At 31.7% G+C, this 6,179-nt stretch carries 5 protein-coding genes; 3 read left to right on the forward strand and 2 right to left on the reverse strand.

The features are described from left to right. Window positions 1–196: 196 nt before the first annotated feature. On the reverse strand, window positions 197–1,351 hold the full coding sequence (locus PKK00_14425; GenBank protein ID HNW99599.1) for a glycosyltransferase: 1,155 nt from the start codon (window positions 1,349–1,351) through the stop codon (window positions 197–199). Further along, on the reverse strand, window positions 1,348–2,358 hold the full coding sequence (locus PKK00_14430) for a lysylphosphatidylglycerol synthase domain-containing protein (protein HNW99600.1): 1,011 nt from the start codon (window positions 2,356–2,358) through the stop codon (window positions 1,348–1,350). The genes PKK00_14425 and PKK00_14430 overlap by 4 nt, the downstream gene beginning before the upstream one ends. A gap of 5 nt (window positions 2,359–2,363) precedes the next feature. Between PKK00_14430 and ruvC the strand changes: the two genes are divergently transcribed. From ruvC to malQ, 3 genes are all read left to right on the forward strand, one after another. Beyond that, complete coding sequence (gene ruvC / locus PKK00_14435; protein ID HNW99601.1) at window positions 2,364–2,924, forward strand: crossover junction endodeoxyribonuclease RuvC; 561 nt, start codon at window positions 2,364–2,366, stop codon at window positions 2,922–2,924. Between the two features lie 77 nt (window positions 2,925–3,001). Next, entirely contained in the window at window positions 3,002–4,489 is a 1,488-nt protein-coding gene (locus PKK00_14440; GenBank protein HNW99602.1) for an alpha-amylase, read from the forward strand. 50 nt (window positions 4,490–4,539) lie between these two features. After that, complete coding sequence (gene malQ, locus PKK00_14445) at window positions 4,540–6,018, forward strand: 4-alpha-glucanotransferase (protein HNW99603.1); 1,479 nt, start codon at window positions 4,540–4,542, stop codon at window positions 6,016–6,018. The last annotated feature ends 161 nt before the right edge of the window (window positions 6,019–6,179 follow it).

Consider the following 6,179-nt stretch of genomic DNA (forward strand, 5'->3'; position numbering starts at 1 on the left):
ATTTTCAGCTCATTCAATCTTGATTTTTTGCAAACCTGTTTTCTTTGAGTATAACTAAAAAAAAACATGATTTAAAAAAGGAAAATTATAGATGTATTTTTCCTGATAAAAATTAAAATTTATGAATTTTATACTTAGTACAATTTTAAAAAGGAGATTTTTTCAAAAATTTTAAAGAATAGAATTTTTCTTGTTTTTAACTTTTAGAAATAAAAAGTCTGTTTTTCCATTCATATTTCCCAAAAAGTCCCATTGCTCCTGAAATAAAAATATAAATTGGGTAAATTAATTGAAGAGGAATATAATAAAGCATTAGTTTTTTATTTTTCATAAATGCTGAAATGCCCGTTAATAAAGGAAAATCGATAATTATCTTTAAAACAAAAATAAAGAGAAACAAATTTAAAAAAGGTAGAAAGAAAATTGAAAAAATTCCTGTGAATACAATTGAGGTATTGAATAAGAAAACCAATAGAGCAATTAAAATAGTTGGGATATCAGAATAACCATGGCTTTTAGAAACCCATCGCTTGCGTTGATTTAAAAAAGAACTGAATGTTTGTTGGGGTTGTGTTTGAACTAAAGCATCATAATTTTTTAAAAAAACAATTTTTCCTTTTAATTTGTTTTTTATCTGGTGCATTAAAAAAACATCATCGCCTGATGAATACTTATCATTCAAGTTATATCCGTTTAATTTTATAAAAGCACTTTTTTCATAAGCAAGGTTTGCTCCGTTGCACATTATTGGAAACCCCAGATTTGAGCTAGCTGCACCCGATGCAATAAGACTTAGAAATTCAAGGCTTTGCATTTTCTGAAAAATATTTTTTTCATTATAAAAACATACCGGGCCAATTATCATTTCCGGTTTATGTTTTTCGTAAAATTCAGCAATTGTTTTTAACCAATATGGCTGCATAATGCAATCGGCATCAGTAGTAACAATAATATCTCCTTCTGCAACCTTTACTGCTTCTGCAATAGCTTGTTTTTTTGAACTTAAGTTTAATTTTGATAATTCAATAAGAGTGATTTTTATTAAATTATTTTTCCTGATAAAACTATTTACTAGCTCAACAGTATTATCAGTTGAAGAATCATCAACAACAATAATTTCGAATAATTCAGCCGGATAATTTTGTTTATATATTTTTTCAAGGCATTGAATAATATTTTCCGTTTCGTTTCTTACCGGTAAAATCACACTTAATTTGGTGTTTACATTTTTCAGTGAAGTCGAAAATGTTTTGATATGAAACCATGAAAAATTAAAAATCAGGATGAGTAATGCATAACAAATGCTTATGCAAAAAATAAAATAAACCAATATTTCTGAAATTAAATTCAATCTTTTCTGAAAAATTTTAACCTGAAAACAAATATTGCCCCTATCATTGCAGGTATTACAAGATTAATTATCCATAGCATAGTTGTAGAAGAAAGAACTGCAATGTCGTTTTGTGCTGCGGCATTATTAGTGGTGAAATATAAACCAATAAAGTAAAGAGCAACCGAACATCTAATTCCCAGTTCTGTTAGTGCAATAGTTGGTATAGCTGCCATTACAAGGTATATCAATGAAATTAATACCATGGCTTCGTAGTATGGAATTTTTACACCGAATAATTTTAATAAAAGATAAAACTGTGTTATAAAAACCATATATCTGAAAGTACTTATTAATATAACATTCAACAATTCCTTTTTTGTATAAATAGAAAATATTCTTCCATATGATCTTAATTTTTTTAATTTACCTGGTAGTTTATTTATAAAGACAGTTAAAACCGATACATTGAAAAAGAATAACAGAAGAACAGTAATTAAAATGACAACAAGCATAATTAATCCATATAAATAGTATTGAGGATTGTTTTGCAAATCAATGTATTCGTATGCAAAGAAAATAAAACCTACAGAACCGGCAATTGTAGTTACCAGTAGTTGGCTAATACTTCCAAGCATGGTAATTAGTGCACCTTCCCATCGGTCGGCTTTTTCTAGAATAAAAACGCGTCCTGCATATTCGCCAATTCGATTCGGAGTGAATATACTTACTGTAATGCCCGATAATACAGCAACCAGTGCTTTTAGAAAAGAAACATTTTCAATTTTACGGATAAGATATTTCCATTTTATAGTTTCGAGGCTCCAGTTTATTACCATTAGTAACAATACAAGAATATATAATTTGATAAAAGAAGATTCCCTGAATTTATTTTCGAATGAAATAAAAGTATCTATGAAATTTTCTTTTACAAATAATCTTCGGTAAATAAAATGAAATGCAACAATTACTACTGCAATCTTTATCGTAAGATTATATATTTTATGTAATTTTGTTTTATTACTCATTTGCGATGAACGAAAAAATTATTTTAGGAATCGATCCGGGAACAAACATAATGGGCTACGGCTTCATCCTGAATAAAAATAAAACTATTGAACTGATTACGATGGGAGTAGTAAAACTCGACAAACTCGATAATCAGCCATTAAAACTAAAAAAAATTTTTGAATCGGTATCAGAATTAATTGAAAGATATAAACCCGATGAATTTTCCATTGAAGCTCCTTTCTATGGAAAAAATGTTCAATCGATGCTTAAACTTGGTAGAGCGCAGGGAGTTGCAATTGCAGCTGCATTGAATCGTTCGCTTCCGGTTTTTGAATATTCGCCACGAAAAATAAAACAGGCAATTACCGGAAATGGTAATGCTTCAAAAGAGCAAGTTGCTGCCATGCTGTGTACTTTGATGAATATAAAAGAAACACCACAGTTCTTCGATGCAACGGATGGTTTGGCTGCTGCCGTTTGTCATTATTTCCAGAATAAAGTTTCTATAACTGATGATAAAAAATATTCGGGATGGAAAACTTTTATTAACAACAATCCCGACAGACAGGTAAAACCCAGATAGTCCCAAAGGAATATAATTACCTTCATTGCAAACTGAAATTTATTACATTTACATTATTATCAATTGTAAAAATATTTATGAAAAATAATAATGGCACTTTAATGCAATATTTCCATTGGTATTATCCGAATGATGGTTCACTTTGGAAAAAAGTAGCAACAGAAGCAAAGAATCTTGCAGAATCAGGAATAACAGCTCTTTGGTTACCACCTGCATATAAAGCTACAAAAGGTATTGATGATACGGGTTATGGTGTTTATGATTTATACGATTTGGGTGAATTCGATCAGAAAGGTACCATCAGAACAAAATATGGAACCAAAGATGAATACCTTAATGCTATTAGCGCAGCACACAAAGCGAAAATTCAGGTATATGCCGATGTTGTTCTTAATCATAAAGCGGGTGCCGATGATTACGAACGTGTTGAAGCCAAAAGGGTTTATGCCGATAATCGCAATATTGAATATGGCGAACCTGATTATATTGATGCGTGGACATCATTTAAATTTCCGGGTAGAAATGGAAAGTATTCACAATTTCAGTGGTTCTGGAAACACTTTGATGGCGTTGATTGGGATGAGAACAAAAAAGAAAAAGCCATCTTTAAATTTACAATGAGAGATTCGAATTGGGAGCCTATCTTAGATCCGGAAGTTGGGAATTACGATTACCTGATGTTTGCTGATATTGATTTTATGGATCCTGATGTGAATAACGAACTAAGGACTTGGGGCAAGTGGTATATCGATTTCACTGGTGTTGACGGGTTTCGTCTTGATGCCATCAAGCATATTAAATTCGATTTTTTCAGAGACTGGCTTAACGATATGCGTTCTTATTCCAAGAAAGATCTTTTTACTGTTGGAGAATATTGGAATTATAACTTGCGCATTCTGTTATTGTATTTAGAAAAATCAAATTATGAAATGTCGTTATTCGATGCGCCTCTTCATATGAACTTTTATAATGCTTCAAAAGAAGGCCGGGATTACGATTTACGCAAAATATTTGATAATACATTATTACAGGTAATGCCAATAAACACTGTAACTGTTGTTGAAAATCATGATACGCAACCTTTGCAGTCGCTCGAATCAACTGTTGATTATTGGTTCAAACCATTGGCATATTCAATTATCTTATTAAGAGCTGAAGGTTATCCATGTATTTTTTATCCAGATTATTATGGCGCATCATACAGGGATTACGGCAGAGATGGCAAACAATATGACATTGCACTTGCACCTGTTCAAAAACTTCAGGAACTGATAAAAGCACGACAACTTTTTGCTTATGGTCAACAACGCGATTATTTTGATCATCCTAATGTAATAGGCTGGACAAGGGAAGGAGACACAGATCATCCCAATTCAGGAATAGCTGTACTATTAAGTAATGGCGATGACGGATGGAAATGGATGGAAGTGGGAAAAGCACATGCAGGTAAAATATTTATTGATTTTCTTGGTAATCATTCGGGTGAAGTTACAATCAATACAGATGGCTGGGGTGAATTTAAAACAAAGGGAGGTTCAGTTTCTGCATGGGTCTGTAAAAATTAATCGAATGAGATTTAAAAAATAAAAAATCATAGTATTATATAAAAGCAAAAATGTTTTCACGCAGTAGCGGAATATTACTACATATATCATCATTACCCGGAAAATACGGGATAGGTAGTCTTGGTAAAGAAGCATTTAAATTTGCTGATTTTCTAAGTAATGCCGGTCAATCATTATGGCAGATTCTTCCTTTATGTCCAACAGGTTCGGGTAACTGTCCTTATCAAGGACTTTCAGCATTTGCCGGTAATCATATTTTTATTGATGTGGATATTCTTGTTTCTGATGGTTTTTTGAAGCAGCGGGATCTAGAAGGATTCCACTTCACAGATAAAATGGAATATTCACAGATTATAATTCATAAAACTCATTTATTTAAAAAAGCATATTCAAATTTTATTTTTAATAAATTTTCTGAGAGAGATGAATACAATGAATTCTGCTTTAGTAATGCATCATGGCTTAACGATTACGCTCTATTTATGGCATTGTTGGAGCAATACAACGGACAACCATGGCATAAATGGGAAAGGGCTTTAAAGTTTCGTGAAAAGAAAGCATTAATAAAAACTACAAAAAAACTTGAACAGGAGATTGGCTTTCATAAATTTTTACAATTCATTTTTTTCAGGCAATGGTTTTCTTTAAAAAAATATGTTAATGAAAAAGGCATAAAAATAATAGGCGATAACCCTATATATTTATCTTACGAAAGTTGCGATGTGTGGGCTAATCCTGAACTTTTTTTTCTTGATGAAAATCTTAATCCATTAAAAGTTTCAGGAGTTCCGCCTGATTTTTTCAATTCAGATGGACAAATGTGGGGACATCCATTATATAATTGGAAGGTTCATAAAAAAACAAATTTTTCCTGGTGGATCGATAATATGAAAGCAACTTTAGACATTGTAGATATTTTGCGTATTGATCATTTTATTGGTTTTATTAACTATTGGGCAATTCCTTATGGAGAAAAAACTGCAAAAAATGGAAAATGGGAGAAAGCGCCGGGGAATGATTTATTTAAATGTTTGAAGAAAGCATTAGGGAATATTCCGCTTATTGCAGAAGATCTGGGAAATAAAACAGAAAAAGTGGATAAGTTAATGAAAAGTATGAATTTCCCAGGCATGGCATTACTTCAGGAAGGTATTACAGGTGGAAGCGGTCATCCATTTGCACCACATAATTTCGATTCAGTTAATCATGTAATTTATACCAGTACACATGACAGCAATACAGTAAAAGGATGGTTTAGTCAACTTAATCGTTCAGATAAAAAGCAGGTAATGAAATATCTTGGATGTGATGAAAATAATGTTGTAAAAGATATGATAAAACAAGCATGGTCGTCAGTAGCAATCTTTTCAATAGCGCAAATGCAAGATATTTTGGAACTGGGTAGTGATGCCAGGATGAATATTCCCGGAACCATTACAAACAACTGGCAATGGCGGCTTAAAGCGAATTATTTACATAAATCAAATATTGATTGGCTTTCCGAAATAACCAAACAATATAATAGATAGGCCGAACAGAAATTATTTTACAAATCAAATTATCAATTTGTTTAGTGTGATATTTTTCAAGAGGAATTACGTTTAATAACATAAAAAAAAATTTATCCACATAACAAAAAAAGCCACTGATACCGTGGCTTTTGCTCCCCCTGCTGTCCGCCACGGCGGAT

The sequence above is a fragment of the Bacteroidales bacterium genome (assembly GCA_035353855.1).
Taxonomy (GTDB): Bacteria; Bacteroidota; Bacteroidia; order Bacteroidales; family CG2-30-32-10; genus DAOQAK01.

Bases quoted from the DNA above. Each gene is read 5' to 3' on its own strand.
- PKK00_14430 (HNW99600.1), bottom strand. From the start codon at position 2,358: ATGAGTAATAAAACAAAATTACATAAAATATATAATCTTACGATAAAG.
- ruvC (HNW99601.1), top strand. From the start codon at position 2,364: ATGAACGAAAAAATTATTTTAGGAATCGATCCGGGAACAAACATAATG.
- PKK00_14440 (HNW99602.1), top strand. From the start codon at position 3,002: ATGAAAAATAATAATGGCACTTTAATGCAATATTTCCATTGGTATTAT.
- malQ (HNW99603.1), top strand. From the start codon at position 4,540: ATGTTTTCACGCAGTAGCGGAATATTACTACATATATCATCATTACCC.